Here is a 25759-nt window from a genome sequence, read left to right as displayed (position 1 = left end):
GGTCGCCTCGCCCCCGGCCGGTCTGACAGCCTCCACCCATGGGAGCGGCAGCGGGATTCCGGCACACACAACGGGCGGACGGCACAGTGGTGATCACCCACCACGGACGGGTCGCCGGGACGCTGCGCGGCGCGCGGGCCGCGGAGTTCCTCGCCGAGGTCGATGACGATCCGCAGTTGGTGATGGCCCGCTGGACCGGCAACTACCGCCACGGCAACGAACGCACCGCGAAACAGCACCCCCGCAACCGGGGCTGAACGACGCAAGGGCCCCTCCTCGACGAGGAGAGGCCCTTACGCAGGAGCTCAGGGTCGGGCGAAGACGAGCGCCACGTTGTGGCCGCCGAAGCCGAACGCGTTGTTCAACGCGGCCGGGATCTCCATGGGGCGGGCCTTGTGCGCGGCGACGTCCAGGGTGAGGCCGGGCTCCGGGTCGTCCAGGTTGATCGTCGGCGGGACGACGCTGTCGCGGATCGCCAGGATGGTGGCGATCGACTCCAGCGCGCCGGCCGCGCCGAGCAGGTGACCGGTCATCGACTTCGTCGCGGACAGCACCGGGTGGTCGCCGAGCGCCTTGTGCAGCCCGCCGATCTCCAGCATGTCCCCGACCGGGGTCGAGGTGGCGTGCGCGTTGACGTGCACGATGTCCCGCTTGGCGATGTCCGCGTCGGCGATCGCCTTGGTGATGGCCCGGATGGCGCCCTCGCCCTCGGCGTGCGGCTGCACGATGTCGTACGCGTCGGAGGTGATGCCGGCACCGGCGAGGCGCGCGTACACCCGGGCTCCCCGGGCCGCGGCGTGCTCGGCCCGCTCCAACACCAGAATGCCGGCGCCCTCACCGAGGACGAAGCCGTCCCGACCCCGGTCCCACGGGCGGGAGGCCCGCTCCGGGTCGTCGTTGCGGGTCGACATGGCCCGCATCGAGCTGAAGCCGGCGATCGGCAGTGCGTGGATGACCGCCTCGGTGCCGCCGGCCACCACCACGTCGGCCCGGCCAGAGCGGATGATGTCCAGGCCCAGCGAGATCGCCTCGGCGCCGGTGGCACAGGCGCTGGCCACCGAGTGCACGCCGGCCTTCGCGCCCAGCTCCAGGCCCACCCAGGCAGCCGGACCGTTCGGCATCAGCATCGGGATGGTGTGCGGGGAAACCCGCCGCGGCCCGGAGGCCTCCAGGATGTCGTCCTGGGCGAGCAGAGTGGTGGCACCGCCGATGCCGGAGCCGACGCTGACGGCCAACCGCTCCCCGTCGAGGTCGGAGCCGGCGAGGCCGGCGTCCGCCCAGGCCTGCTGCGCCGCGATGATCGCGATCGCCTCGGAACGGTCGAGGCGGCGCAGGCGGACCCGGTCGAGCACCTCGGACGGCTCCACCGCCAGTTGGGCGGCGATGCGGACCGGCAGTTGCTCGGCCCACTCCTGGGTGAGAGCACTCACCCCGGAGCGGCCGGCGAGCATGGCGTCCCAGGTCGACGCGACGTCCCCGCCAAGCGGGGTCGTCGCGCCGAGCCCGGTGACGACGACGTCGGGACGACTCATGATCAGGACTGGGCCGCGATGTAGCTGACAGCGTCACCGACGGTCTTGAGGTTCTGCACCTCGTTGTCCGGGATCTTGACGCCGAACTTCTCCTCGGCCGCGACCACGACCTCCACCATGGAGAGCGAGTCGACATCGAGGTCGTCGGTGAAGGACTTCCCCTCGGCCACGTCGTCCGGGTTCACCCCGGCAACCTCTTCGAGGATCTCGGCGAGGCCGGTGGTGATCTCGTCACGGGTCATTGCGGTTGGTTCCTTTCATCGGGATTATCCGGCGGTCGGCGTCGCCCACCGCCACTCCTCGACGCGTACGCGCCCGAGGGGGTCATCAGGGGCAGCGGACGACCTGACCGGCGTAGGTCAGACCGCCGCCGAAGCCGAACAGCAGCACCGGCGCGCCCGAGGGCACCTCCCGGCGCTCGACCAGCTTGGACAGGGCCAGCGGAACGCTCGCCGCGGAGGTGTTGCCGGACTCGACGATGTCCTTCGCGATGATCGCGTCGGGGATGTTGAGCCGCTTGGCGATGCCGTCGATGATCCGCGCGTTGGCCTGGTGCGGCACGAACGCGGCCAGCTCCGACGGGTCGACCCCGGCCCGCTCGCAGGCCTGGAGCGCGAGCGGCGCGATCGCGGTGGTGGCCCAGCGGAACACCGCCTGCCCCTCCTGCTGGATGTACGGGCGCCAGCCCTCGATGCGGACCGCGTCGCTCTTGTCCGGCACCGAACCCCAGACGACCGGGCCGATCCCGGTCGGCTCGTCGTCGGCGGTGGAGGAGACCACCGCGGCGCCGGCCCCGTCCGCGAAGATGATGCAGGTGGAGCGGTCGGTCCAGTCGGTGAAGTCGGAGAGCTTCTCCGCGCCGATGACGATCGCGTTGCGGGACGCCCCGGCCCGGATGGCGTGGTCCACGGTGCCCAGCGCGTACGCGAAGCCCGAGCAGGCGGTGTTGAGGTCGTACGCGCCCGGCGCGTTGATGCCCAGCTTGGCGGCGACCCGGCAGGCCACGTTGGGGCTGCGGTCGATGGAGGAGCAGGTGGCGACTACCACCAGGTCGATGTCGGCGGCGGTCAGGCCCGAGTTGGCGAGCGCCTTACCGGCGGCCGCGGCGGCCATGTCGGCGACCGTCTCGCTGTCGGCGATCCGCCGGCTGACGATGCCGACCCGGTCACGGATCCACTCGTCGTTGGTGTCGACGAGCTGGGCGATGTCGTCGTTGGTCACCACCCGGGACGGCTGGTAGTGCCCCATCGAGACGATGCGACTGCCAGTCATGAACGACCTCCGATACGGGCGATCAGGTCCCGTGCGGCCGGCAGGTCGTCCGGGGTGTTGAGGGTGACGATCTCCGGGGCGCCGTCGCCCTTGAGTTCCCGCTTGACCAGGCCGGCGAGGGTGCCGGCCGGGGGCAGTTCGATCACGCCGGTGACGCCGAGGTCGGCCAGCGTCCGCATGCACAGGTCCCAGCGCACCGGCGCGGTGACCTGACGGACGAGGCGCTGCACCATGGCCGCGCCGTTGTCGACGGCGGTGCCGTCGAGGTTCGACAGCAGGGTCCGGGCCGGGTCGGCGGGGGTGATTCCGGCGGCCGTCGCGGCGAGCGCGGTCTCGGCCGGAGCCATGTACGGGGTGTGGAACGCGCCGGCCACCTGGAGTCGGATGATCCGGGTCCGGGCCGGCGGGGCGGCGGCGAGTTTGTCGAGCCCGTCCAGGGCGCCGGCGGCGACGATCTGCCCGGCGCCGTTGCGGTTGGCCGGGTAGAGCCCGTTCGCCTCGATCGCGGCGATCACCTCGTCGGGGTCACCGCCCAGCACGGCGGCCATCCCGGTCGGCTCCAGCGCGCAGGCGGCGGCCATCTCCCGGCCGCGTACGCCGGCCAGGGTGATCGCGGCGTCGGCGGAGAGCACTCCGGCCAGCGCGGCGGCACCCAACTCACCGACGCTGTGGCCGGCGGTGAGCGCGACGCCGTCCAACGGCAGGTGCTCCGCCGCGAGCAACGCCGCGGCGACCAGCAACGGCTGGGTGCGTGCGGTGTCCTTGATCTCGTCAGCGTCGGCGGCGGTGCCCAGGTGCAGCAGATCGACCCCGGCCAACGCCGACCACTCGCGCAGTCGCGCCTCAGTGCCGGTCAGGTCGAGCCAGGGGGTCAGGAAGCCGGGTTTCTGAGAACCCTGGCCGGGACTAAGTACAGCGAGCACGCCTATGACTCTCCCGGATAAAGGCGGGTAACGCTGTGCCGCCTTCGACCAAACCGTACTAGGACCTTTGGAGGTTTCCTACAAAGATCGGCGGGGATCATCCTCGTTTTGAGGGGATTTCCGAGCGGCCGGGGTCATTGTCTGAGTCGGGACCGCAGAGGCGAGCGGGGCAACCGGGTCCAACCGACCCACGGTCAGCGCGACCTGGAGAGCGAACGCGTCGCGCGGAGACAACGGCGAGAACCCGGTCACCTCGGCGATCCGGCGCAACCGGTAACGCACCGTGTTCGGGTGCACGAACAGTGCCCGGGCCGCGCTCTCCAACGTGCCACCGGCGGCCAGGAACGCGTCCAGGGTCGCCAGCAGTTCTCCACCGGCGCGCACCAGCGTCGCGTACACATCGTGGCGGAGCCGCCGACGGGCCTCCGCGTCACCGGCGAGGGCCCGCTCCGGCAGCAGGTCCGCCGCCGGCACCGGGCGGGGCGCGCTGGGCCAAGCCGGCGCGGCCCGAAAGCCCGACAGCGCGGCCCGCGCCGACTCGGTCGCCTCGTCCAGGCTCGGAACGGCGGGACCGACGACCACCGGGCCGTCCCCGAACGCGCTCAGCAGCTTCGCCGTGGCGGTCAGCGGATCCGGTGCGCCGCCCAGCACGATGACCAGCCGGTCGCCGTGCACACCGCCGATCACCTCCACGCCGATCCGGCGGGCCTGCCGGTAGACCACGTGCAGCACCGCGGAGACCTCGCCACCGGGCGACCGGCCGACCGCCACCGCCACCGGCGGCGCGTCCGTCCAGCCGAGCGCGGCGGCCCGACTGGCCAGCACGTCCGGCGAGTCACCGCGCAACAGGGCGTCGACAAGCAGCGCCTGCAGCCGGGCGTCCCACGCGCCGCGCGACTCGGCGGCCCGCGCGTACACCCGGGCGGCGGAGAACGCGATCTCCCGGGAGAAGCGCAGCACCGCCTCGCGCAACTGCTGCTCCTCGCCCTCGGCGGCCAGGTGCGACACCTGCTCCTCGACCACGTCGATCGTCACCTTGATCAACGCCACGGTCTGCTGAAGGGTGATCGACCGGGCCAGCGCCTGCGGGGCGGCGGCGAAGACCTCGTCCGAGACCTCCTGGGTGCTGTCCGCCGTGCCTCCGCCCTCGCGCAGCCACTGCACCAGCGACCTCGCGCCCGCCTGGGCGACCAGCATCACCCAGGAGCGCTGGTCGGCCGGCAGCGACCGGAACCAGGGCAGCGTCTCGTCCATCCGGGCCACGCTGGAGGTGGCCAACGCCCCCGCCGATCGTTCGATACGGCGCAGCGTGGCCGACAGTTCCCCACCGCCCGGCGTGCTCACCGTCCTAGCCTGACACGTCGTGAGCAGGCCAACCACGTCGGCACCGGTCGGCACGGCTCACGGCTGCGGGGGAGCGGGCAGGCCCAACTCCTGGGCCAGGATGGCGGCCTGCACCCGGCTGCGCAGGTCCAGCTTCGCCAAAATCCGGCTCACATGGGTCTTGGTGGTGCTCTCCGCCAGTACCAGCCGCTCGGCGATCTGCTGGTTGGACAGGCCCAACCCGAGGCAGGCCAGGACGTCACGCTCGCGCGGGGTGAGGGTGGCCAGCGCGGCCCGGGTGTCCGCCGACGCGCCCGGCGTGGTGGCCGCGAACGCCGTGATCAGCCGGCGGGTCACCGTGGGCGCGATGAACCCGTCGCCCCGGGCCACCGTCCGCACCGCGCTGACCAGACCGTCGGCGTCGGTGTCCTTGAGCAGGAACCCGGCCGCGCCGGCCCGCAACGCCCCGAAGACGTACTCGTCCAGGTCGAAGGTGGTGAGCACCAGCACGTCGGCGAGCCCGTCGGTGACGATCGCCCGGGTCGCGGAGATCCCGTCGGAGCGGGGCATCCGTACATCGAGCACCGCCACGTCGGGGCGCAGCTCCCGGCACAGGCGCACCGCGGCGTGGCCGTCGGCAGCCTCGCCGACCACGCGGACACCCGGTGAGCCGTTCAAGATCAGGGCCAGTCCGGCCCGTACCGCCGGCTGGTCGTCGGCGAGCACCACCCGTACCGTCGTCGCGTCCGCGTCGTCCGTGGGCCGCGCCGCCCCCGTCACCCGGCCTCCCCGGTGGGCAGGGCCGCCCGCACCTGCCAGCGACCGTCGCACGGCCCGGCACTGAACCGACCGGCCAGCAGCGTGGCCCGCTCCCGCATGCCGATCAGCCCGGCCCCGGCGCCCGGCAGCCCGGCCGCGCCCCGGCGGACCGGGTTCTCCACCGTCAGCACCACTTCGGCCGGGCGGTACGCGATCGTCAGCTCCGCCTCACCCGTACCGTGCTTCAGCGCGTTCGTCAGCGACTCCTGCACGATCCGGTACGCGGCGAGGTCCACCCCCACAGGCAGCGCGCCCGGCGTGCCGTCGGTGCGGACCCGCACCGCGAGGCCGGCCGCCCGAGCCCGCTCGACCAGCCCGTCCGCCTCGGCCAACCGCGCGGTGACCACTTCCGGCGTGGCCTGGCCACCGCCGCTCCCGGGCTCGCGCAGCACCTCGATCATCTGACGCATCTCCGCCAGTCCTTGCACGCTGCTCTCCCGGATGACCCGCAACGCCGCCTCCACCTGACCGCGATCCAACCCGGGCACCGACAGCACGGCGGTGGCGTGGATGGCCACCGCGCTGAGGTGGTTGGCGACCACGTCGTGCAACTCGCGGGCCATCCGGGCCCGTTCGGCGCCGACCGCCTGCCGACGGTCCAACTCGACCAGCCGGGCGGTCTGCTCGGCCCGCGCCCGCTCGGCGGCGGCCTGGTCGCGGTACTGCCGCACACTGATGCCGGTCAGCACCGGCAACAGCCCGACGAGCACCACCAGCACCCCGAGTGCCGCCCCACGCCAGTGGCCGTGCGCGAGCACCCCGACGACCGCCCCGACCAGGCTCAGCGCCACGGTGATCCGTAGCAACCACCGCCACAGCCGGGGTGGGCCGTACACGCAGGCGTCGTAGAGCACCTGCGTGTAGACCAGGACCGTGCCCAGCGAACTGCCCAGCGCCGTGTCGACCACCAGCGCGCCGGTGCCCACCGCCAGGCTGGCGCGCGGCGCTACCCGCCGAAGACCGACGGCGACGCACACCGCCACCAACGGCGGCAGGAACAATGCCGAGGGCACCTCCGCGTTCGGGCGGACCTGCGGTTGCCAACCCAGGGCGTGCAACACCAGACCACCGGCCAGCGACGCGCCGGCCAGCGCGAGATCACGGCCGAGGGTGCCGGAGTCGAGCCACGGTGGCGGACGCATGACCCGATCCCACCACAGCCGTCGCCTGTCGAACTCCGACCGGGGGAGGACCTCGACGGCACCCCCATGCGCCGAAAGGGGTACGCGCACAGCGCTCCGCCCGGTCCGCCTCCGTCGTGCCCTTCGGTGAACGGCACGAAAAGATGCTGTGAACTGCGTAACCGGGTTCCGCGCTCGGCGTCGTCGCCGGGGACCGGCCCGTCCGGACGCCGGGTACGCTGCGCGCGGCCCGTCGGTCCCGGCCAGTACGGTGACAGGGCACCTCGGGGAGAGCACCCGAGGGTGGGGCGAGCGTGAGGAGACCGGGGATGGCGCACGGGGAGGCCGAGCACGGCTGCGCCCAGGGCGAGCCCTGCCGGCCGGGGCACCACGACCCGCAGGCGGCGGGTAAGCACCGCCGGGCGGTCGGCGGCGCACCATCGCACCCGGCGGAGCCGCTCACCGGGCGGGCTGACGACGAGCCCGTGCTGCCGCGCCAGCGCTCCGCGGAGCCCAACACCCTCGGCGAGCCCGACCTTGACGTCCCCGCTGGTTGCCTGAGTGAACTTCCCGGCTGGGCCGGGGCGCACCGGCACGGCCCGGTCCGACCGCGTCCACGGGCCACCCGCCGGGAGCGCCCACCGCGCCGCTGGTGCTGACCAGCGCCAGGTGAGGCGCTGGCCAGCACATGCGCCGGTGCCAGTGGTGGCGCCGGCGCAGCGGTGGCGCCGGCTCAGCCTCAGTGCCGGCTCAGCGTGTGCGGCGGCGGCTCAGCGTGTGCGGCGGCGGATCAGCAGGGCGATCCCGGCGAGGCCGACCGTGATGGTCAACATCACGCCGACGTTGAGCAGCAGCAGGCGTTGCAGGTCGCCGAGCGCCTCGTCGAGGTCCTTCGCCGGGTCGAGCGTGTCTTCCGGGAGCACCCGCTCGCCGCCGCCGGCGCCGCCGCTGACCGTGTCGAACTGCCGCTCCAGCGGCACACCGGCGGTGCGCAGGGTCTCGGACATGCTGAGCCGACCCAGGAACCAGCCGGCGCTGGTCTTGCGGCCGTCCGGCTGCTTGGCCGGCCGGTAGACGCGGGGGCCACCGACCGCCTTCGGATAGAGGTCGTAGGTCTGCTTCGGCGTATCACCGGCGAGCACCACGACCGTGTATTTCGGACCGAGGTTGGCCGCCTTCGGACCGGTCGGCATGCCGGTGCGAGCGAGGAAGTTGACCTGGTCGATGATCGCGCCCACGAGAGCGGGCTCGGTGTCCGCGTGCATTCGCAGCGGCTCGGACAGCCCTGTGCCGGTGATGTCCACTCCGGCGGGTGCCGGCTTCGGCGCGGCCGAGGCCGGGCCGACGGTGCCCAGCGACAGCAGTGCCGCCGCCAGCGTGCCCGCCAACACGGCGGCCAACCGCCTCATGTGTCGGACCATCCCGCCTCCTCGCCCCGCTCGATGGATGGCTTCGTCGTGACGTCCGGACCGACCTGCCGGTGCGGGCATCGACCAGATGGCCGCGTCCACTCCTACAGACTCCGCAGAACGTCGATGAGTTGCAGCTTTCGGAACAGTAATTGGAACTATCTGCGATCTCTGCTCGACTAATGAGGAGCCGTTTGATCAGCGGGCGGATCGTACCCTTACGGAGGGGTTCATGGGGGGCAGGGTTACACGTACGGTGTGGGTCGTGCCAGTGGTGCTCGGCGTGGCGTTCGGTGTGTCGTTTCTGGTGCCGCCGACACCGGCCGCCGCCCACAACGAGCTGACCGGCAGCAACCCGCGCGACGGTGCCCGTGTGGCGACGGCACCCGCCCGGGTCGAGCTGCGGTTCCTCGCCAAGCCGTCACCGACAACGACGAAGATCACCATAACCGGACCGGACAATGTGGTCGCCGGCGGCCCACCGGTCTTCGATGGCAGCCGGGTGCGGGTGCCGTTCAAGCCCGCGGCGGCGGGTCTCTACATCGTCGGCTACCAGCTCGCGTCCGCCGACGGGCACCCGGTGAAGGGCGAAGTGCGGTTCACCCTCACGACCGGTACGGCCGCCGACCCGTCCGCCTCGCCGTCGACCGCGGCCGGGACCACAGCGGCCGGGTCGCCCTCGGCTGGCGCCTCGCCCTCCGCCGTGCCGGCGTCAACCACCCCCGCCAGCTCGACGGCGTCGACGGTGCCGGCCGCGTCGGAGCAGTCCGACTCCGGCGGTCGCTGGTGGCTCTGGGGGCTCGGTGGCGTGCTGCTGCTCGCCGCGCTCGGAGCCGGCCTCGTGTTCCGCCGCCAGCGCGGGGTTCGGTGACTCTCTGACACTCACCGCTCCGGGTGGGTCAGGTGTGCGCGCCATCCTTTGCTCTGCACCCGCGGAGGCGACGGTTACGGTCTGCGACCGGTGCCTATTGGGGTGCAGAGCAAAGGCGGGGCGATGCGGAGTTGGGCCGGCGACGCGCCCGTGACGCGTCGACGCGCAACAGTCAGACCAGGCGGAGGCGGGCGGCGCGGATGCGGGTCAGAGTGCGCTCGCGACCGAGCACCTCCAGCGACTCGAACAGCGGCAGACCCACGGTGCGGCCGGTGACCGCGACCCGTACGGGTGCCTGCGTCTTGCCGAGCTTGAGGCCCCGCTCGGCGCCGACCGCCTCCAGCGTCGACTTCAACGACTCGGCATCCCAGGACTCCAGCGCCTCGAACGCCGCGACGGCGTCGTCCAGCAGCTCGGCGGAGCCGTCCTTCATCGTCTTGGTCCAGGCCGCCTCGTCGATCAGCGGCGTGGCCAGGAAGAGGAAGTCGACGTTCGGCACGATCTCGCTGAGCACCGCGATCCGGGTCTGGGCCAGCGGCGCCACGGCGGCGAACGCCTCGGCGTCGAACTCCTCGGGCTGCCAGGGCGGCGGCGCGATGGTGTCGGTGCCGGTCAGCCACGGCTGGCAGGCGTCGATGAACTCGGCCACCGGCAGCGCGCGAATGTACTCACCGTTGAACGCGCGCAGCTTCTTCTCGTCGAAGAACGCCGAGGAGAGGTTGACCTCGTCCAGCCGGAACTCGTCCTCGATCACCGACCAGGGCACGATCTCCCGGTCGCCGGACGGCGCCCAGCCGAGCAGCATGAGGTAGTTGCGCATCGCGCCGGCCAGGTAGCCCTCGTCGCGGTACGCCTCCAGGGCGACCTTGTCCCGGCGCTTGGAGAGCTTCTGCCGCTTCTCGTTGACCACCACCGGCACGTGCGCCCAGACCGGCGGCTTGACCCCGAGGGCCTCCCAGAGCAGCTGCTGCTTGGGGGTGTTGGGCAGGTGCTCCTCGGCCCGGATGACGTGGGTGATCCCCATGGTCATGTCGTCGACGACGTTGGCCAGCAGGAAGACCGGCGAGCCGTCGCCCCGGGCGATGACGAAGTCCTCGATGAGCTTGTTCTCGAAGGTGGGCTCGCCGCGGATCAGGTCGACCACCACGGTCGTGCCCTCGTCCGGCGTACGGAAGCGCAGCGCGCGACCCTCACCGGGGCCGAGGCCGAGGTCGCGGTGGTAGCCGTCGTAGCCCTGGTACTGCGAGCCGGTGCGGGCCTGCACGTCCTCACGGGTGCAGTCGCAGTAGTAGGCACGGCCCGACTCGTACAGGCGCGCGGCGGCGGCCCGGTGCTCGCCGGCGTTCGCCGACTGGAAGTAGGGGCCCTCGTAGCTGCCCCGGGTGATGCCGATCCAGTCCAGCGCGGAGAGGATGCCCTCGGTCCACTCGGGCTTGTTGCGCGCCGCGTCGGTGTCCTCGATCCGCAGCACGAACACGCCGCCCTGCTGCTTGGCGTAGATCCAGTTCTGCAGCGCCGAGCGGGCGCCGCCGACGTGGAACATACCGGTCGGGGAGGGGGCGAAGCGCACACGTACTGTCACGTCCCCCAGCCTACGGCGGGCGGCGAGCGCTTTTGGGCACGGCCCCCTGACTCAGGGCACCGAACGGATCTTGACGACCAGGACGCTGCCGAGGAGGGTGACCACGGCGGTGACCGCGTAGAGCGTGGGATAGCCGCCCAGATACACCACGAGCGGGGCGGAGAGCGCCGGGCCGAGCACCTGCGGCGCCGAGTTGGCGATGTTGATCACGCCCAGGTCCTTGGCCCGGTCGGTGGCCCGGGGCAGCACCTGGGTGATCAACGCGGCGTCCACCGAGAGGTAGACGCCGTAGCCGGCGCCGAGCAGCAGGGCCGCGACGATGGCCACCGGCCAGAGCGGGGCGACCGCGAGCAGCAGCGCCGCCACCGCCATGATCAGCCCGGAGACGATCACGTAGACCTTGCGGCGGCCGGACCGGTCGGAGAGTCGGCCGGCGACCACCGCGGTCAGCATCATCCCGAGCGTGTAGAGCAGGATCAGCACCAGCAGGCCGCCCTCGGGGTCGGGGTGACGCACCCCGTCGCTGAGGAAGTACAGCAGGTAGAGGGTGCCCAGCGCGTTGCCGAGCTGGACCAGGAACCGGGTGATCCAGGCCCAGGCGAAGTCCGGGTGCCGGCGCGGGCTGATCCACATCGAGGCCAGCAGCGCCCGCGTCCGGAGCACCGGTCGATGCGTACGCGGCAGTGGCTCGTCGGAGGTGAGCAGCGCGAACGGCAGCGACAACAGCAGGATGGCCACGGCGATGGCCAGGTAGCCGGCGGCGTTGCCGGTGACCACGGCCGTGACGAGCACCGCGCCGAGCACCAACCCGAGCGCCTGCGGGATGCCCACCCAGCCCGAGACGCCACCGCGCTGGCGCACCGGCACCCGGTCCGGGATGGCGGCGGTGAGGCTGGCCAGCATCGCGTTGAAGCAGACCTGCGCGGCCACCCAGCCGAGGGCGACACCGAGGATGGTCCGCTGCTGGGCCAGCAGCACCAGGGCCGCCGCGCCGAGCACCGCCCCGCCCACCGTCCAGACGTGCCGACGACCGAACTCCCGGCCGGCGATCCGCAGGCAGGTCCGGTCGGAGAGCGCGCCCGCAAGGGGGTTGGCCAGCACCGCGGCCAGCGCGCCGAGGCCGGTGACCACGGCCAGCATGTTCTCCTTGTCGCCGGGCGCGATCTGCTCGATCTGCTGCGGCAGCAGCACCTGGATCGGCGTGAAGAACGCCATCCACACGCCGAGGTTGGCCGCGAAGATCAGGCCGATCCAGCCGCGCCGGACCGGCACGGTCGGCTCGGCGAGCGCCGCCGGCAGTGATGCCGGCGTCGGGTCGAGGGTGGTCACCGCGCCGACTCCGGCCGGCTGGCCGCGATCACGTCCCGCAACCAGGTGTACGACGACTTCGGGGTACGGGTCTGGGTGGCGTAGTCGACGTGCACCAGACCGAAGCGCTTGGTGAACCCCTCGGTCCACTCCCAGTTGTCCAGCAGCGACCAGACGAAGTACCCGCGGACGTCCACCCCGTCGTCGATGGCGGCCCGGACCGCGCGCAGATGCCCGTCGAGGTACGCGATCCGCTCCGGGTCCGCCACCTGCCCGTCGGCGTCGGGTGCGTCGTCGTACGCGCAGCCGCTCTCGGTGATCTCGATGGGTGGCAGCGCGTCGCCGTACGTGTCGTGCAGCCAGCCGAGCAGCTCGCGCAGCCCGTCAGGGGCCACCGGCCAGTCGAAGGCGGTACGCGGGTAGCCGTCCAGCGGGACGAGGTCGAACGGCAGGGGTGAGCCTGCCTCGGCGGCCCGTACCCCGGTGGGGTTGTAGTAGTTGACCCCGAGCACGTCGATCGGCGCGGCGATGGTGTCGAGGTCACCGGGGTGGACGATGCCCGGGTCGAGGCCGGGTAGGTCGGGGTAGCCGCGGCCGAGCAGCGGGTCGGTGAAGAGCCGGTTGTGCAGCGCCTCGTACGCGGCCCCGGCGGCCCGGTCGGCGTCACTGTCGCCGAGTACCCGCACCGGCGAGTAGTTGTTGGCGATCGCCACCGGGCTGGTGGTGTGGGCCCGTAGCGCGGCGACGGCGAGCCCGTGCCCGAGCAGTTGGTGGTGGGCGGCCGGGAAGGCGTCGAACAGCAGCATCCGGCCGGGGGCGTGCTGGCCCATGCCGTAGCCGAGGCTCATGTGGATGAACGGTTCGTTCAGGGTGATCCACAGCCGGACGCGGTCGCCGAGCCGGGCGGCGGTCTTCTCGGCGTACTCGGCGAACCGGGCGGCGGTGTCGCGGTGCAGCCACCCGCCGGTGTCTTCGAGGGGTTGCGGCAGGTCCCAGTGGTAGAGGGTGGCCACCGGGTCGACGCCGGCGGCCAGCAACTCGTCCACCAGGCGGTCGTAGAAGTCCAGGCCGGCCGCGTTGGCCGGGCCGGCGCCGGTGGGCTGGATCCGGGGCCAGGCGATGGAGAACCGGTATGCGCCGACGCCCAGGCCGGCCAGCAGCGCCACGTCCTCGGTGTGCCGGTGGTAGTGGTCGCAGGCCGCCGCGCCGCTGCTGCCGTCGCTGATCCGCCCCGGTGACTGCGCGAAGGTGTCCCAGATGGACGGACCCCGGCCGTCAGCGGTGATGGCGCCCTCGATCTGGTGGGCCGATGTGGAGACGCCCCAGCGGAAGCCGGTGGGGAACTGGGGCATCGGTGCTGTCGACATACGCCCTCCCGGTCAACGTGAAACGTGCTCGGGACTTTAGGGCGCTGTCGATGAATGCGCCATAGGCCGGCCTGGCGCATTCCGCAATGGTTGATCGGCGTGTCTTTTTCCGAACCCGTCCTGGTAAGTCCGATTTAACGCATAGAGTGCCGATATCGTGGGATGTCCTCACCGGAGGAAAGACGGAAATGATCCTCGTGGAACGCAGTGCGCACGTGGCGGCGCCAATTGAAGTGGTCTGGGATGTCGTGCAGCGGGCCGAGCAGTTGCCGGCCTGGCTGGCCGGGGTCCGCGCGGCCGAAGTGCTCTCGGGTGAGGGCTTCGGGCGACGACAACTGGTCCAGGCGGGGCGCGGCTCGGCGCATGAGGCCGAGGTGATCGCCTACCAGGAGCCGACGCTGATCGGCTGGCGGGAGCGGGCCAAGGGTGCCGGTGCTCGTGCGGAGGCGCGCACCGAAATCTACGTCCAGCTCACCGCCGACGAGGAGGAGGGCGGGACCATCGTGCGCCTCATCGTGGTCCGCTGGCCGGCCGGCCCGGTCAAGGCGGCCCTGCTGCGCCTCGGACTGCGTCGGGTCGGCGCCGACCTGGAGGACTCGCTGGCCCGGCTCACCGACCTGGCCGCCGTCGGCTGACGAGCGCCCATCCTCCCGGCGTCACCCGCGACGGCGGTGGTCCGGATCCCCGCCAGGGCTCCCGGACCACCGCCGCTCCCGGAACGGAAAAGGGCCCGGCGCGGGTGCGCCGGGCCCTCCTCAGTGGTGCGGAGTCAGCTGTCGCCGCCGGTCTCGCCGACCGGGGCGGCGTTGACGTCGTCGATCGCGTACTTCTTGGCGGCCTCGGCCGGTACCGTGGCCGGCACCGCGCCGCTGCGGGCGAGCTGCCGCAGCGTGGCCACCACGATCGACTCCGCGTCGACGTGGAAGTGCCGGCGCAGCGCGTGCCGGGTGTCCGACATGCCGAAACCGTCGGTGCCGAGCGACGTGTAGTCGCCGGGTACCCAGCGGGCGATCAGGTCCGGTACCGCGCGCATGAAGTCGCTGACCGCGACCTTCGGCCCGTCCGCGTCGGCCAGCTTCTGCTGGATGTACGGAACCTTCGCCTCGGCGCCCGGGTTGAGCAGGTTGTACTCCTCGGTCTCCACCGCGTCGCGGCGCAGCTCGGTCCAGGAGGTCACCGACCAGACGCTGGCGCCCACCCCCCAGTCCTGGGCGAGCAGCTGCTGGGCCTTGAGCGCCCACTGCATCCCTGTGCCCGAGGCGAGCAGGTTGGCCTTCGGGCCGTCGACCTGCGGCGCCGGCGAGTAGCGGTAGATGCCCTTGAGCAGGCCCTCCACGTCCACGTCGGCCGGCTCGGCCGGCTGCACCGTCGGCTCGTTGTAGACCGTCAGGTAGTAGAAGACGTTCTCCTGCGCGTCCCCGTACATCCGGTGCAGACCCTGCTCCATGATGTGCGCGATCTCGTACGCGAACGCCGGGTCGTACGCGACCACGGCCGGGTTGGTGGCGGCGATCAGCAGCGAGTGCCCGTCCTCATGCTGAAGGCCCTCACCGTTGAGCGTGGTCCGACCAGCGGTGGCGCCGAGCAGGAAGCCCCGGGCCATCTGGTCGGCCGCCGCCCACAGCCCGTCGGCGGTCCGCTGGAACCCGAACATCGAGTAGAAGATGTACATCGGGATCATCGGCTCGTCGTGCGTGGCGTACGACGAGCCGGCCGCGGTGAACGAGGCCACCGAACCGGCCTCGTTGATCCCCTCGTGCAGGATCTGCCCGGAGGTCGACTCCTTGTACGACAGGAACAACTCGCGGTCGACCGAGGTGTAGCGCTGGCCGTGCGGCGAGTAGATCTTCGCGGTCGGGAAGATCGAGTCGAGACCGAAGGTGCGGGCCTCGTCCGGAATGATCGGCACCCAGCGCTTGCCGAACTCCTTGTCCTTCATCACGTCCTTGAGCAGCCGGACGAAGGCCTGCGTGGTCGCCACCTTCTGCTTGCCCGAGCCGCGCTTGACGTCGGCGAACCGCTCCGGGCCGGGGATGGCCAGCCGCTTGGTGCTGGTCCGCCGGGACGGCAGGAACCCGCCGAGCTGCTCGCGCCGCTCCCTGAGGTACGCCATCTCCTCGGACTTCTCGCCCGGGTGGAAGTACGGCGGCAGGTAGGGGTTGTCCTCCAGCGCCGAGTCCGGGATGTCGAGGTAGAGCCGGTCACGGAAGGTCTTCAAGTCCTCCAGCGTCAGCTTCTTCATCTGGTGGGTCGCGTTGCGGCCCTCGAAGTGCGAGCCGAGCGTCCAGCCCTTGATCGTCTTCGCCAGGATGACGGTGGGCTGACCGGTGTGCTCGGTGGCCGCCTTGTAGGCCGCGTAGAGCTTGCGGTAGTCGTGCCCACCCCGCTTGAGGTTCCAGATCTCGTCGTCACTGAGCGGCTCGACCATCTTGCGGGTCCGGGCGTCCCGGCCGAAGAAGTGCTCCCGTACGTACGCGCCCGACTCCGCCTTGTAGGTCTGGTAGTCGCCGTCGGTCGTGGTGTTCATCAGGTTGACCAGCGCGCCGTCGGTGTCCGCGGCGAGCAGCGGGTCCCACTCGCGGCCCCAGACGACCTTGATCACGTTCCAGCCGGCACCCCGGAAGAACGCCTCCAGCTCCTGCATGACCTTGCCGTTGCCCCGGACCGGGCCGTCCAGCCGCTGCAGGTTGCAGTTGATCACGAAGGTGAGGTTGTCCAACTCCTCGCGGGCGGCCACACCGATGGCGCCGAGCGTCTCCGGCTCGTCCATCTCGCCGTCGCCGAGGAAGGCCCACACGTGCTGCTGGGAGGTGTCCTTGATGCCGCGGTGCTGCAGGTACCGGTTGAACCGGGCCTGGTAGATCGCGTTCAGACCGCCGAGACCCATCGAGACGGTGGGGAACTCCCAGAAGTCCGGCATCAGCCGAGGGTGCGGGTACGAGGGCAGCCCACCGCCGGGGTGCGACAGCTCCTGGCGGAACCCGTCGAGCTGGTGCTCGCTGAGCCGCCCCTCCAGGAACGCCCGCGCGTACATGCCGGGGGAGGCGTGGCCCTGGTAGAAGATCTGGTCGCCACCGCCCGGGTGGTTCTTGCCCCGGAAGAAGTGGTTGAAGCCCACCTCGTAGAGCGACGCCGAGCTGGCGAAGGTGGAGATGTGCCCGCCGACGCCGATCTCCGGGCGCTGCGCCCGGTGCACCAGCATGGCGGCGTTCCACCGGACGTACGCCCGGATCCGCCGCTCGACGTGCTCGTCACCCGGGAACCAGGGTTCGCGCTCCGGTGTGATGGTGTTGATGTAGTCGGTGGTGGTCAGGGGCGGAACCCCGACCTGGCGCTCACGGGCCCGCTCCAGCAGGCGCAGCATGACGTAGCGGGCGCGCTTGGCACCGCGTTCGTCGATGACACCGTCAAGCGACTCGACCCATTCGCTTGTCTCTTCAGGGTCGATGTCCGGAAGCTGGCTCGGTAGGCCGTCGCTGATCACCGGGCGCTTGCGTTCCGTAGCCACAGGCGTTCCCTCGGTTGTGTGTGGGATAGGTCTCTAGCGCCATCCTGCCCCCTGGTGGCACCTGTCGTCACGCCTAGGTGCCCTCGACGCGATGCTGAACACAGGTACTCGCCGGTAACTTAGCGCGACGACGCGGGGAACCCTGGGCGGTTTGCTCGCCACTCCTACCGTTGCGGACATGAACAGGCGTCATGTCGCGGTCGCCGCGACCATGATCGTTGCCGGGGTCGCGGGCCTGGTGGTCGGCGTCGTCCAAGTCGCCTCCGGCGAGGCGGCGTTGGTGGGACTGGTGGCCATCGGCGCCCTCGTGGCCGTGCTCGGAGCAGTCCTGCTCCGCGACACGGCCCGCGCGGCCCGGCAACCGGGCGGGTCCGGCCGCCGCCGCCCGGGCACCGACGAGAGCGGCCACAGCGTCTACCCGGGGCCGACCGGCGACGTCGGCAGCGAGTGGCACGTCAACCGCCAGCGCGACGGCGACACCTCCGGCGGTACGGAGTCCGTCGGCGGCACCAGCGGTGACTCCGGCTGGGGCTGGTCCAGCGGTGACTCCGGCGGCGGCTGGTCCGGCGGCGGCGGTGACTCCGGTGGCGGTGGCGGCGGCTCCTGACCCGCACCGGCTGGCCCGGCAGCGCCGCTGACCCGGTCGGTGGTGGCGCGGCTCGGGACCTTCCGCTCGGGCAGAATGCGGGATATGCGCAGCGAGGTCATCACCGTCCAGACTGGGTCCCGTCCGGCCGTCCGCGACATCACCGCGGAGGCCCAGCAGTTCGTCTCCGGTGAGGGCGACGGACTGCTGCACGTCTTCGTGCCGCACGCCACCGCCGGTGTGGCGATCATCGAGACCGGGTCGGGCTCCGACGACGACCTGCTCACCGCGATCGACGCGCTGCTGCCCACCGACAACCGCTGGCGGCACCGGCACGGCTCGCCCGGGCACGGCCGTGACCACGTGCTGCCGGCGTTCATCCCGCCGTACGCCACGGTGCCGGTGCTCGGCGGCCGACTGGCGCTCGGCACCTGGCAGTCGATCTGCCTCGTCGACACCAACGGCGACAACCCGACCCGCCAGGTCCGCTTCTCCTTCCTCCCAGGCTGACCCGCCGCCCCGCCCCGCCCCGCCCCGCCGCTCCGTCCCGCCCCCCGCCCCGCAGGCCCTCCTCAAGATCCGCACAACTTCCGCGAAACTGCTGCCTCAGCGCCTGGCGAGGCAGCAGGTTCCCTGATGTTGCGCGGATCTTGAGGCGTCGGGGCGGTTACGGGCGGACGGTTTCCTGGTCGACGGTTTGTTGGCCGGGGTCGACGGACGGCGCGCCGCCGCGCAGCGCCGACGGCAGCGGGTTGTCGGCCGTCTGGTGCAGGCCGGGCACGCGGTCCTCGATCACGAACGACGCCCGGGTGTACGCGGGCGCGTCCGGCCGGCTGACGTACGGCAGCACGTCGAAGTCGGCGGTGAGCTGCCCCGGGGTGATCGTGGTGCGCACGTACCCGCGCAGGTTGTTCTGGAAGCGCAGGTGCGGGTTGAACGCGAACCACGGGTGCGAGCCGGACGCCGAGTCCGCGCCGTCACCGGTCGAGGTGATCGAGGAGCAGACCAACTCGGTGCCGACGGTCCGTGAGGTCGGGTCGGCGTAGTCCAGCTTGAGATCGCTGGCCCAGTGGGCGTGCACGTCGCCGGTCAGGACCACCGGGTTGCGTACCCCGGCGGCCAACCAACCCCGGGTGATGCGGTCCCGGGAGGCCACGTAGCCGTCCCAGGCGTCCATGCTGGTGACGGTGAGCGGGCCGGAGTTGTTGTCCCGCTGCGCGAAGAAGACCTGCTGGCCCAGGATGTCCCACTGGGCGTCCGAGCGGCGGAAGCCGTCCAGCAGCCACGCCTCCTGCGCGGCCCCCGTGATCGACCGGGCCGGGTCGGATGCCGCCGCGCAGTCCCGATAGCCGTCGCCGCAGGCCTGGTCGTCGCGGTACTGCCGGGTGTCGAGCATATGGAACGTGGCCAACCGTCCCCAGCGCACCCGCCGGTAGAGCTGCATGTCGATGCCCCGGGGGATCGAGGTGCGCCGCAGCGGCATGTTCTCGTAGTACGCCTGGAACGCCGCCGCCCGCCGCGCGGGGAACTCCGGGTCCGGCGCCTCAGGCACCTCGTCGGCCCAGTTGTTCTCCACCTCGTGGTCGTCGAACACCACCGCCCACGGCGCCACCGCGTGCGCGGCCTGCAGGTCCGGGTCGGTCTTGTACTGGGCGTGCCGCTGCCGGTAGTTGGCCAGCGTCCGGGTCTCCGGTCCCTCGTGGTCACGGGGGTTGCCACCGGGGACGTTGTACGTGTCCGGGGCGTACTCGTACTGGTAGTCGCCCAGGTGCAGGATCAGCTCCGGCTCGGTCTCGGCCAGCCGCCGGTAGGCGGTGAAGTAGCCGTGCTCGTACTGGGAGCAGGAGGCGAAGCCCATCGCGAGGGCGGCGGGCATGGTCCAGGGTGCCGGGGCGGTGCGGGTGCGTCCGGTCGGCGAGACGTGGCGCTCGGCCCGGAACCGGTAGAAGTACTCGCGCCCGGCCAGCAGGCCGGCCAACTCCACGTGCACGCTGTGCGCCGAGCGGGCGCGGGCGACAGCGATCCCGCGGCGCACCACGTGTCGGAACCGCTCGTCGGCGGCCAGTTCCCAGTGCACCGGCACGTCGCGGTCCGGCATGCCGCCGAGGCCGTCCTCGGCCAGTGGCTGCGGGGCCAGGCGGGTCCACAACACGAACCCCTCGTGGTCGGGGTCGCCGGAGGCCACCCCGAGGGTGAACGGGTAGGCCAGCGGCCGGCCCGCCGCCGCGCCGGCCGCCGCCGGCAGCCCGGTGACCGCGCCCGCGGCGCCGATCGCGGCGCCGGACAGCAGGATGGTACGTCGGGACAGTGACACGAATCCTCCCCAGAGTCCGATCTTCGTGACTCCGGGAGCCTCGCGAGCCCCGGTGGCCGACAGGTGACAGCGAGTCGCCCTGCTCGTCGCCGGCAGTCGAACACCGATGACCACAGTCGATTCGTGCTGGTCGCCGACCGGCGGGTGCTCCGGCTGGCCGCGCCGGGGCCCGACGACACCCGTCACTGCGTACGATGTGGCAGTGACGCAGGAGGTGAGTCCCGCGGCAGGCGCACCGGTGGATCGCGCCGGTCTCGCCTTCGACGTGGTGCGCCGGATGGCGCACGTCACCGCCGCGCTGCGACACCGGCAGGGCTCCGCGTTCGCCGAGTTGGGCCTCACCCCGGCGGCGGCCCGGGCGTTGCAGGAGTTGGACCCGGACCACCCGCTGCCGGCCCGCGACCTCGCCGGTCAGCTGGGTTGTGACCGGTCGAACGTGACAGTGCTGGTCGACAAGCTGGAACAGGCCGGGCTGGTCGAGCGCCGCACCGATCCCACCGACCGCCGGCAGAAGACGTTGCTGGTGACCGGGGAGGGGCGCGTCGTACGGGCCCGGGTGATCGAGGTGATGTCCGACTCCCGACTGCTGTCCGGGCTGACGGACGAGGAGCTGAACACCCTTCGTGACCTGGTCTGGAAGGTGTCCGACGGCGGCTGCCCGGAGTCCTTCGAGTCACCGTGAGCGCACCCCGGCTGGCCGTGTCCCACTGGGCGAGCCGGGCTCCCGTCGGTAATGCTGTCGGACGTGACCACCCCGCAAGATCTCGACGACCGGTTCCGGGAGACGCTGGCGGCGCTGCCCGCCGCCGAGCGGCGGCGTGACCCCGCCGACCCGGTCACCGACGACGCCCCACTGACCGGCGCGCAGCTGCTGGACCTGTTCGACGCGCAGGTGACCAGCCGGCAACTCGATCTGGCCGGTCGCTGGTTGCGCAGCTTCGGGGAGGGCTTCTACACCATCGGCTCGGCCGGCCACGAGGCCAACGCCGCCGTCGCCGCCGCGCTGCGTCCCACCGATCCGGCGTTGCTGCACTACCGCTCGGGAGCGTTCTACTGCCTCCGCGCCGCCCAGGTCGCCGCCGATCCCGCGCCGAGCACCGAGCCGAGCACCGAGTCCGAGTCGACCACCGAGACCGAGCCGACCTCCGCTCGGGTGCCCTCCGCCGACGCTGTGGTGTCCGAAGCGGAGCCGTCCGGGTCCGAGCAGGTCACCGAGGCCGCCGGTGGCTTCACGGCGTACGCCGACGCGGCCCGGGACGTGCTGCGCGGGATGGTCGCGTCCAGCCTGGAGCCGATCGCCGGTGGCCGGCACAAGGTGTTCGGCCGCGCCGACCTGGCCATCGTGCCGACCACCTCCACCATCGCCTCGCACCTGCCCCGCGCGGTGGGCATGGGGCTCGCCGTGGAGCGGCTGCGCCGGCTGGACAGCGCCGGACGGCGTACCGGGGCCGGAGTGCGGGTGGGCAGCGGCGCCGGCGCCACGCACGCCCCCTGGCCACCGGACGCGATAGTCGTCTGCTCGTTCGGCGACGCGTCGGTCAACCACGCCAGCGCCACCGCCGCCTTCAACACCGCCGGCTGGTACGACCACGCCGGGCTGCGCATCCCGGTGCTCTTCGTCTGCGAGGACAACGGGTTGGGCATCAGCGTCCGCTCGCCGGAGGGCTGGGTCGAGGCGACCCTGCGCGCCAAGCCGGGCATCCGCTACTTCAGCGCGGACGGAAGCGACCCGGTGCAGACGTACGCGGTGGCGGCGGAAGCCGCAGCGTGGGTGCGCCGCAACCGGCGGCCGGCCGTGCTGCACCTGCGCACCGTGCGGCTGATGGGGCACGCCGGGGCGGACGCGGAGACGGCGTACCGGAGCCCGGCCGAGCTGGCCGAGGACCTGGACCGGGACCCGGTGGCCGCGACCGCGCGCCTGCTCGTCGACGCCGGGGTGGCGACCGGCGAGGAACTGCTGACCCGCTACGACGAGACCGGCTGGCAGGTACGCCGGCTGGCCGAGGAGGTACTGGGCGAGCCGAAGCTGGCCGGCGCGGCCGACGTGGTGTCCGCGCTGGCGCCCCGCCGTCCGGTGCGGGTGGCGCGGGCGGTGGCCGACGCCGCGGCGCGGGCCAGCGGGCCGGGCGCGGCCGCCCGGGCGGAGGCGTTCGGCGGTAAGCCGCCGGAGCTGGCCGGCCCGATGACGTTGGCGCAGAGCATCAACGCCGCGCTCGCCGACGGGATGCTCGACCACCCGCAGATGGCGGTCTTCGGTGAGGACGTGGCCGCCAAGGGCGGCGTGTACGGGGTGACGAAGGGGCTGCGCGACCGGTTCGGGGCGGCCCGGGTCTTCGACACCCTGCTCGACGAGACGTCGGTGCTCGGGCTGGGCCTCGGTGCCGGGTTGGCCGGGATGCTGCCGGTGCCGGAGATCCAGTACCTGGCGTACCTGCACAACGCCGAGGACCAGCTGCGGGGTGAGGCGGCCACCATGCGCTTCTTCTCGCAGGGGGCGTTCCGCAACCCGATGGTGGTGCGGGTGGCCGGCCTGGCGTACCAGGAGGGGTTCGGCGGGCACTTCCACAACGACAACTCGGTGGCCGTACTCCGGGATGTGCCCGGTCTGGTGATCGCGGTGCCGGCGCGGCCGGACGACGCCGCGCCCATGCTGCGAACCTGCCTGGCGAGCGCGGCGGTGGACGGCAGTGTGTGCGTGTTCCTGGAACCGATCGCGCTCTACCACACCCGCGACCTGTACGCCGACGGTGACGGAGAGTGGCTGGCCGGCTACCCGGAGCCAGGCGGATGGGTGGCCGGTCACGTGCCGATCGGGCGGGCCCGGGTCTACCGGGTCGGCTCGGCCGACGACCTCACCATCATCACCTTCGGTAACGGGGTGCGGATGTCGCTGCGGGCCGCGGCCGTCCTCGCCGAGGAGGGGGTGGGCACCCGGGTGGTGGACCTGCGCTGGCTGGCCCCGCTGCCGGTGGCCGACATCATCCGGGAGTCCTCGGCGACCGGCCGGGTGCTGGTGGTGGACGAGACACGCCGCTCCGGCGGGGTCGGCGAGGGCGTGATCGCCGCGCTCGTCGACGCCGGGTACGTCGGCGCCGCGCGGCGAGTGGCGGGAGTTGACTCGTTTGTACCATTAGGTCCGGCAGCACGTCACGTACTGGTCTCCGCGGAAGCCATTACCGACGGTGCCCGTACGCTGCTGGCACGGTAAATTCCGTTCCACCCGGTGCGCCACTTGCGCAGGGACCAACAACTGTGTGGACTTGCCTGACGGCGTCGGACCGACGCCGCGAGCAGGGACGAGATGAGGAGGCACGCGACAGTGAGCGCGACCGCTGGTCAGGCCGCCGACGGGGTACGCAGCCTGGCGGACCGGTTCGGGATCGAACCGGGGATGGTCGTCATGGAGATGGGGTACGACGACGACGTCGACCAGGATCTCCGAGACGCCCTGACCGACCGCTGTGGAGATCTGGTCGACGAGGACACCGACGAGGTGGTCGACGCGGTGCTGGTCTGGTACCGGGACGGCGACGGCGACCTCTTCGAGTTGCTCGTCGATGCCCTCGGCCCGCTGGCCGACAACGGCGTCGTGTGGCTGCTCACCCCCAAGGCGGGGCGCGAGGGGCACGTCGAGCCGAGCGAGGTCGCGGAGTCCGCGCCCACCGCCGGCCTTCAGCAGACCTCGACCGTGAACGCCGGCCGGGACTGGAGCGGCGCACGTCTGGTGCTGCGCCGAGGGGCCAAGGCCAAGAAGTAGCCAGTGCCGCTCCGCGCGCCCGACGGTCCGCCCACCGCCGGGTGGCAGGCCGCTGCCGTTCACCCGACTCGACCCGAGGAGAGTGCGCATGCTCATCGAGGTTGGTGCCGAGGCACCGGACTTCGTGCTCAAGGACCAGAACAACCAGGAGGTCCGACTGTCGGACTTCCGGGGCAGGCGTTGCGTGCTGCTGGTCTTCTACCCGCTCGCCTTCACCGGCATCTGCCAGGGCGAGTTGAGCGAGATCCGAGACAACCTCGACGAGTACGTGAACGACGACGTCCAGGTGCTGACCGTCAGCGTCGACTCGGTCTACAGCCACAAGATCTGGGCCGACCGTGAGGGCTACCAGTTCCCGATGCTGGCCGACTTCTGGCCGCACGGTGCCGTCGCCCAGGCGTACGGGGTCTTCAACGACGTGGCCGGCTTCGCCAACCGGGGCACCTTCGTCATCGACAGGGCCGGCGTGGTCCGCTTCGCCGAGATGAACGGTCCGGGCGAGGCCCGCGACCAGCAGGGTTGGCGCAAGGCCGTCGCCGAAGCGACCAACTGACCGGGGTACGCCGTGCGCCCGGGTCGGTGGCGGGCAGGTAAGCTTGCCAGCCACCGGCCCGCCACACGGGCGATCCGGGCGCGTAGCTCAGTGGGAGAGCACTCGCCTTACAAGCGAGGGGTCGCAGGTTCGAAACCTGCCGCGCCCACCCTTCACCATCAGCAGAAACCGCCCCAGGAAGATCACTCCTCGGGCCGGTGCTGGCGCCCACCGGGGCCGACGGTCGGTCAGGGGCCGGTTCTCGTGGGGGTCGGGGGCCCGGTGGCGGCCGGGCAGGCCGGGAGTGTCTCGATCCGTGCGGTGGCGCCCGGTCGACCCAGGTCCAGGAAGGTGACCTGGTCACACCGGAAGCCGGACGCGCCGTACCCCAGGTTGTAGACGACCACAGTGAGCGACGGCACCCGGCGGATCTCCCACACCTTCAAGTGCCATGGCTGCCCAAGGGCGACGAGTTGCTCGTCGCTCGGCGCGGTCTCCCCGTTGGCGATCACTGCGTCCCCATAGAGCCGGATGTGCCGATGCCACTCCGCCTCCTCCGCCGCCTCCCTGGCCTCGGTGGTCTTCCGGAAGTGCCGCCACATCACCTCCCAGGAGACGAGCGCACCAGCGCCACAGACCAGCAGCACCGCCACCAGCACCGCCGGCCAAACAGAGTCCCGTTCGGCCTGTCGTCTCACCGCTACCTCCCCCGATCGTGTGGGCCCGCAGAGACCGGCGCGGCCCACCATCCGGCTCAGTTGTAGTCCACCGCCGGTAATCGGAACATGACGGCATCGGCATGCGTCACCGCCGAAGACTGGCCCGCGGTGAGGAGGAAGCTCGACGCGGGACGCCGCCGGCGGTGATCTGCATGAGGCCGCAGTCGAGGCGGACGGTGACGAGCACTGTCACTCCGAACCGCCGATCGGGGGCGACGGGGACTGCCATCCGTTGGGCTTCTTGGAGCGCGCCATGATGGGCGGGTGCAGGACACCGTCGCCGTCGCGCTGATCACCTCACTGTCCACGTTGGCCGCCGCCACCCTGACCGGGCTGGTCGGCGCGCTCAGCACCCGCCGGCAACTGACCCACCAACTCACCGTCGCCCGCCAGGAGAGCGTCGAGCGGTGGGCGACGCGTCGGGACGAGCTGCGCCGCGACGCGTACGTCGGGTTTCTGGGCGCCTGCGACCAGGCGTACCGGCAGTTGGACCGGCGGTGGCTCGAACCCGGCGGGGGCGAGCCGGTGCCCGGCTACGACGAGGCGTACGCGGCGATGCGCGCCGTCGACGAGGCGTACAACCTGGTGTTGCTGGAAGGCCCGGCGGAGGTCGCGGCGGTCGGCCGGGCCGTGTTGACCAGCCTCACCGCGGAGCACGCCGACCAGCGCCGGCTCGGTGACGAGCCGGGCGACCGGGGCGCGCCGCTACGCGACCGGCACCGGGAGCGCTGGCTCGCGGCGATCGAGGTACGCACGAATCACCGGACCTCGTTCGTCGACGCGGTACGCCCGGTGCTGGGCCACGACGGCTGACGA

24 protein-coding genes, 1 tRNA gene and 1 pseudogene are annotated in these 25759 nt (G+C 72.0%); 12 read left to right on the top strand and 14 right to left on the bottom strand.

Annotation, left to right across the window (positions count from 1 at the left end):
- The first annotated feature begins 38 nt into the window (after window positions 1-38).
- Window positions 39-257, top strand: coding sequence for a hypothetical protein (locus QSK15_RS18725; protein ID WP_091409273.1), 219 nt, complete (start codon window positions 39-41; stop codon window positions 255-257).
- A gap of 48 nt (window positions 258-305) precedes the next feature.
- On the opposite strand, the gene fabF is transcribed toward QSK15_RS18725, so the two are convergent.
- The 7 genes and pseudogenes from fabF to QSK15_RS18690 form a co-directional block, all read right to left on the bottom strand.
- Complete coding sequence (gene fabF, locus QSK15_RS18720) at window positions 306-1532, bottom strand: beta-ketoacyl-ACP synthase II (RefSeq protein ID WP_285795444.1); 1227 nt, start codon at window positions 1530-1532, stop codon at window positions 306-308.
- Between the two features lie 2 nt (window positions 1533-1534).
- On the bottom strand, window positions 1535-1774 hold the full coding sequence (locus QSK15_RS18715) for an acyl carrier protein (RefSeq protein WP_030330276.1): 240 nt from the start codon (window positions 1772-1774) through the stop codon (window positions 1535-1537).
- 85 nt (window positions 1775-1859) lie between these two features.
- Window positions 1860-2804 carry a beta-ketoacyl-ACP synthase III gene (locus QSK15_RS18710; RefSeq protein WP_285795443.1) on the bottom strand — a complete coding sequence of 315 codons (945 nt, stop codon included), beginning with the start codon at window positions 2802-2804 and terminating at the stop codon, window positions 1860-1862.
- Window positions 2805-2809: 5 nt separating this feature from the next.
- Window positions 2810-3727 (bottom strand): annotated as a pseudogene (locus QSK15_RS18705) (ACP S-malonyltransferase); the annotation flags it as partial.
- Window positions 3728-3805: 78 nt separating this feature from the next.
- The gene (locus tag QSK15_RS18700; RefSeq protein WP_285795442.1) at window positions 3806-5107 is read right to left on the bottom strand and encodes a PucR family transcriptional regulator; all 1302 of its coding nucleotides are present in this window, start codon (window positions 5105-5107) and stop codon (window positions 3806-3808) included.
- Between the two features lie 21 nt (window positions 5108-5128).
- Window positions 5129-5830, bottom strand: coding sequence for a response regulator (locus QSK15_RS18695; RefSeq protein WP_285795441.1), 702 nt, complete (start codon window positions 5828-5830; stop codon window positions 5129-5131).
- Entirely contained in the window at window positions 5827-7011 is a 1185-nt protein-coding gene (locus tag QSK15_RS18690; RefSeq protein WP_285795440.1) for a sensor histidine kinase, read from the bottom strand. Before QSK15_RS18690 ends, QSK15_RS18695 begins: the two co-directional genes overlap by 4 nt.
- A 308-nt stretch (window positions 7012-7319) precedes the next feature.
- Here QSK15_RS18690 and QSK15_RS18685 point away from each other — a divergent pair, with 308 nt between their 5' ends.
- The gene (locus QSK15_RS18685; RefSeq protein WP_285795439.1) at window positions 7320-7649 is read left to right on the top strand and encodes a hypothetical protein; all 330 of its coding nucleotides are present in this window, start codon (window positions 7320-7322) and stop codon (window positions 7647-7649) included.
- A 111-nt stretch (window positions 7650-7760) separates the two neighbouring features.
- Here the strand turns inward: QSK15_RS18685 and QSK15_RS18680 are convergent, their stop codons facing one another.
- Window positions 7761-8411, bottom strand: coding sequence for a hypothetical protein (locus tag QSK15_RS18680; protein ID WP_285795438.1), 651 nt, complete (start codon window positions 8409-8411; stop codon window positions 7761-7763).
- Between the two features lie 253 nt (window positions 8412-8664).
- Here QSK15_RS18680 and QSK15_RS18675 point away from each other — a divergent pair, with 253 nt between their 5' ends.
- Complete coding sequence (locus QSK15_RS18675; protein WP_285795437.1) at window positions 8665-9270, top strand: copper resistance CopC family protein; 606 nt, start codon at window positions 8665-8667, stop codon at window positions 9268-9270.
- Window positions 9271-9442: 172 nt separating this feature from the next.
- Here the strand turns inward: QSK15_RS18675 and gltX are convergent, their stop codons facing one another.
- The 3 genes from gltX to QSK15_RS18660 are packed head-to-tail and all read right to left on the bottom strand — an operon-like array spanning window position 9443 to window position 13527.
- Window positions 9443-10852 (bottom strand): glutamate--tRNA ligase, encoded by a 1410-nt coding sequence (gene gltX / locus QSK15_RS18670; protein WP_285795436.1) that lies wholly within the window; start codon window positions 10850-10852, stop codon window positions 9443-9445.
- A gap of 51 nt (window positions 10853-10903) precedes the next feature.
- Window positions 10904-12181 carry an MFS transporter gene (locus tag QSK15_RS18665; RefSeq protein WP_285795435.1) on the bottom strand — a complete coding sequence of 426 codons (1278 nt, stop codon included), beginning with the start codon at window positions 12179-12181 and terminating at the stop codon, window positions 10904-10906.
- Window positions 12178-13527: a GH1 family beta-glucosidase gene (locus QSK15_RS18660; RefSeq protein ID WP_285795434.1), complete on the bottom strand. Its 1350-nt coding sequence runs from the start codon at window positions 13525-13527 to the stop codon at window positions 12178-12180. Before QSK15_RS18660 ends, QSK15_RS18665 begins: the two co-directional genes overlap by 4 nt.
- 188 nt (window positions 13528-13715) lie before the next feature.
- Between QSK15_RS18660 and QSK15_RS18655 the strand changes: the two genes are divergently transcribed.
- Window positions 13716-14162 carry an SRPBCC family protein gene (locus tag QSK15_RS18655; protein WP_030330254.1) on the top strand — a complete coding sequence of 149 codons (447 nt, stop codon included), beginning with the start codon at window positions 13716-13718 and terminating at the stop codon, window positions 14160-14162.
- Window positions 14163-14296: 134 nt separating this feature from the next.
- Here the strand turns inward: QSK15_RS18655 and aceE are convergent, their stop codons facing one another.
- Window positions 14297-17035 carry a pyruvate dehydrogenase (acetyl-transferring), homodimeric type gene (gene aceE / locus QSK15_RS18650; protein WP_352232188.1) on the bottom strand — a complete coding sequence of 913 codons (2739 nt, stop codon included), beginning with the start codon at window positions 17033-17035 and terminating at the stop codon, window positions 14297-14299.
- Window positions 17036-17213: 178 nt separating this feature from the next.
- Between aceE and QSK15_RS18645 the strand changes: the two genes are divergently transcribed.
- Together QSK15_RS18645 and QSK15_RS18640 are read left to right on the top strand one after the other, a co-directional pair.
- Window positions 17214-17642, top strand: a complete 429-nt coding sequence (locus tag QSK15_RS18645; RefSeq protein ID WP_285795433.1) for a hypothetical protein — start codon at window positions 17214-17216, stop codon at window positions 17640-17642.
- Between the two features lie 84 nt (window positions 17643-17726).
- Complete coding sequence (locus tag QSK15_RS18640) at window positions 17727-18131, top strand: YjbQ family protein (RefSeq protein ID WP_285795432.1); 405 nt, start codon at window positions 17727-17729, stop codon at window positions 18129-18131.
- 157 nt (window positions 18132-18288) lie between these two features.
- Here the strand turns inward: QSK15_RS18640 and QSK15_RS18635 are convergent, their stop codons facing one another.
- Window positions 18289-19935 (bottom strand): alkaline phosphatase D family protein, encoded by a 1647-nt coding sequence (locus QSK15_RS18635; RefSeq protein WP_285795431.1) that lies wholly within the window; start codon window positions 19933-19935, stop codon window positions 18289-18291.
- A 277-nt stretch (window positions 19936-20212) separates the two neighbouring features.
- Here QSK15_RS18635 and QSK15_RS18630 point away from each other — a divergent pair, with 277 nt between their 5' ends.
- The 5 genes from QSK15_RS18630 to QSK15_RS18610 all read left to right on the top strand — a co-directional run bounded on the left by QSK15_RS18630 (window position 20213) and on the right by QSK15_RS18610 (window position 24393).
- Entirely contained in the window at window positions 20213-20617 is a 405-nt protein-coding gene (locus tag QSK15_RS18630; protein ID WP_285795655.1) for a MarR family winged helix-turn-helix transcriptional regulator, read from the top strand.
- Between the two features lie 51 nt (window positions 20618-20668).
- Window positions 20669-23143: a thiamine pyrophosphate-dependent enzyme gene (locus tag QSK15_RS18625; protein ID WP_285795430.1), complete on the top strand. Its 2475-nt coding sequence runs from the start codon at window positions 20669-20671 to the stop codon at window positions 23141-23143.
- 111 nt (window positions 23144-23254) lie between these two features.
- Window positions 23255-23692, top strand: a complete 438-nt coding sequence (locus QSK15_RS18620; RefSeq protein WP_030330240.1) for a DUF3052 domain-containing protein — start codon at window positions 23255-23257, stop codon at window positions 23690-23692.
- An 88-nt stretch (window positions 23693-23780) separates the two neighbouring features.
- Complete coding sequence (locus QSK15_RS18615) at window positions 23781-24245, top strand: peroxiredoxin (RefSeq protein ID WP_285795429.1); 465 nt, start codon at window positions 23781-23783, stop codon at window positions 24243-24245.
- 76 nt (window positions 24246-24321) lie between these two features.
- A tRNA-Val gene (locus QSK15_RS18610) sits at window positions 24322-24393 on the top strand.
- Between the two features lie 79 nt (window positions 24394-24472).
- On the opposite strand, the gene QSK15_RS18605 is transcribed toward QSK15_RS18610, so the two are convergent.
- Window positions 24473-24922: a hypothetical protein gene (locus QSK15_RS18605; protein WP_285795428.1), complete on the bottom strand. Its 450-nt coding sequence runs from the start codon at window positions 24920-24922 to the stop codon at window positions 24473-24475.
- 285 nt (window positions 24923-25207) lie between these two features.
- Here QSK15_RS18605 and QSK15_RS18600 point away from each other — a divergent pair, with 285 nt between their 5' ends.
- Window positions 25208-25756 carry a hypothetical protein gene (locus QSK15_RS18600; protein ID WP_285795427.1) on the top strand — a complete coding sequence of 183 codons (549 nt, stop codon included), beginning with the start codon at window positions 25208-25210 and terminating at the stop codon, window positions 25754-25756.
- The last annotated feature ends 3 nt before the right edge of the window (window positions 25757-25759 follow it).

The organism is Micromonospora sp. NBRC 107095 (assembly GCF_030269705.1).
GTDB lineage: Bacteria > Actinomycetota > Actinomycetes > Mycobacteriales > Micromonosporaceae > Micromonospora > Micromonospora parva.
This window is presented reverse-complemented; position numbering and strand designations above follow the sequence as displayed.

Excerpts from the sequence above, each read along its gene's own strand:
- QSK15_RS18725 (WP_091409273.1), top strand. The coding sequence starts at position 39 with ATGGGAGCGGCAGCGGGATTCCGGCACACACAACGGGCGGACGGCACA.
- fabF (WP_285795444.1), bottom strand. The coding sequence starts at position 1,532 with ATGAGTCGTCCCGACGTCGTCGTCACCGGGCTCGGCGCGACGACCCCG.
- QSK15_RS18715 (WP_030330276.1), bottom strand. The coding sequence starts at position 1,774 with ATGACCCGTGACGAGATCACCACCGGCCTCGCCGAGATCCTCGAAGAG.
- QSK15_RS18710 (WP_285795443.1), bottom strand. The coding sequence starts at position 2,804 with ATGACTGGCAGTCGCATCGTCTCGATGGGGCACTACCAGCCGTCCCGG.
- QSK15_RS18690 (WP_285795440.1), bottom strand. The coding sequence starts at position 7,011 with ATGCGTCCGCCACCGTGGCTCGACTCCGGCACCCTCGGCCGTGATCTC.
- QSK15_RS18685 (WP_285795439.1), top strand. The coding sequence starts at position 7,320 with ATGGCGCACGGGGAGGCCGAGCACGGCTGCGCCCAGGGCGAGCCCTGC.
- QSK15_RS18680 (WP_285795438.1), bottom strand. The coding sequence starts at position 8,411 with ATGGTCCGACACATGAGGCGGTTGGCCGCCGTGTTGGCGGGCACGCTG.
- QSK15_RS18660 (WP_285795434.1), bottom strand. The coding sequence starts at position 13,527 with ATGTCGACAGCACCGATGCCCCAGTTCCCCACCGGCTTCCGCTGGGGC.
- QSK15_RS18655 (WP_030330254.1), top strand. The coding sequence starts at position 13,716 with ATGATCCTCGTGGAACGCAGTGCGCACGTGGCGGCGCCAATTGAAGTG.
- QSK15_RS18645 (WP_285795433.1), top strand. The coding sequence starts at position 17,214 with ATGAACAGGCGTCATGTCGCGGTCGCCGCGACCATGATCGTTGCCGGG.
- QSK15_RS18640 (WP_285795432.1), top strand. The coding sequence starts at position 17,727 with ATGCGCAGCGAGGTCATCACCGTCCAGACTGGGTCCCGTCCGGCCGTC.
- QSK15_RS18630 (WP_285795655.1), top strand. The coding sequence starts at position 20,213 with ATGGCGCACGTCACCGCCGCGCTGCGACACCGGCAGGGCTCCGCGTTC.
- QSK15_RS18625 (WP_285795430.1), top strand. The coding sequence starts at position 20,669 with ATGCTGTCGGACGTGACCACCCCGCAAGATCTCGACGACCGGTTCCGG.
- QSK15_RS18615 (WP_285795429.1), top strand. The coding sequence starts at position 23,781 with ATGCTCATCGAGGTTGGTGCCGAGGCACCGGACTTCGTGCTCAAGGAC.